This window comes from Elstera litoralis (assembly GCF_000963705.1).
Classification (GTDB): domain Bacteria; phylum Pseudomonadota; class Alphaproteobacteria; order Elsterales; family Elsteraceae; genus Elstera; species Elstera litoralis.
Genome location: NZ_LAJY01000957.1, coordinates 1 through 834, shown reverse-complemented (window position 1 = coordinate 834; position 834 = coordinate 1). Strand labels below are relative to the sequence as shown.

Annotated in this window: 2 protein-coding genes; both read right to left on the bottom strand. The window is 54.0% G+C overall.

The features are described 5' to 3' along the window. Nucleotides 1–232: glutamine synthetase (locus VZ95_RS20935; protein WP_045777590.1), on the bottom strand; the 232-nt coding region annotated here is incomplete at its 3' end. A 64-nt stretch (nt 233–296) separates the two neighbouring features. Continuing rightward, nucleotides 297–635 carry a P-II family nitrogen regulator gene (locus VZ95_RS20930; protein WP_045777589.1) on the bottom strand — a complete coding sequence of 113 codons (339 nt, stop codon included), beginning with the start codon at nt 633–635 and terminating at the stop codon, nt 297–299. Between the last annotated feature and the right edge of the window lie 199 nt (nt 636–834).

Genomic DNA, 834 nt, shown 5'->3' with positions numbered 1-834 from the left:
TAACGGCGGTCGACAGGTCCGGCTTCAGCAGCATGTCCGATTCGTTGATGGCTTTCCAACCGGCAATCGACGAGCCGTCGAACATGATGCCTTCGTTCAGCAGGTCTTCATCGACCGTAACGATGTGCTGTGCCGTGTGGTGCCATTTGCCGCGCGGATCGGTAAAGCGGAAGTCGACGTACTTCACGCCATTTTCCTGGATCAACGACAGTACGGTTTTCGCGTCGGACATGTGTAATCTTCCCGTTTCGGATGGATGGCGAAGGTTGAGGGATAAGGTTAGGCTAAGGCAGACGCTAGATCGCGTCACCGCCTTTTTCGCCGGTTCGGATACGAATGGCATCTTCGACCGGAATGACGAAGATTTTGCCATCGCCAATGCGGCCAGTATGGGCAGCTTGCTGGATCGCTTCAACGGCGCGTTCAACCAGCGCATCGTCCATCACGATCTCGATTTTCACCTTCGGGAGAAAATCGACCACATATTCAGCCCCCCGATACAGCTCGGTATGGCCTTTCTGACGTCCGAAGCCCTTGGCCTCGGTCACGGTCAGCCCTTGAATACCGATCTCATGGAGGGCTTCTTTGACCTCGTCGAGCTTGAACGGCTTGATAATCGCTTCGACTTTTTTCATTGGTTCTGCGCTTCTTCTCCGCCTGGCGACCCATTCGCCAGCTTGCCCCCTGCCGGTAGATTAGCACAAGGCATGCCAGGAAGGCATAGCCTGGAAAAGGGGCGCGATGCACAGAATTCCGTCATTGATTTGGAAAAAAATTTCGCCACTCAGCCTAAATTTTAGGCATTCCCTAAAACTTCCACCAAGCGCTTGACAG

Coding starts and splice junctions, on each gene's coding strand:
- VZ95_RS20930 (WP_045777589.1), bottom strand. CDS start 635: ATGAAAAAAGTCGAAGCGATTATCAAGCCGTTCAAGCTCGACGAGGTC.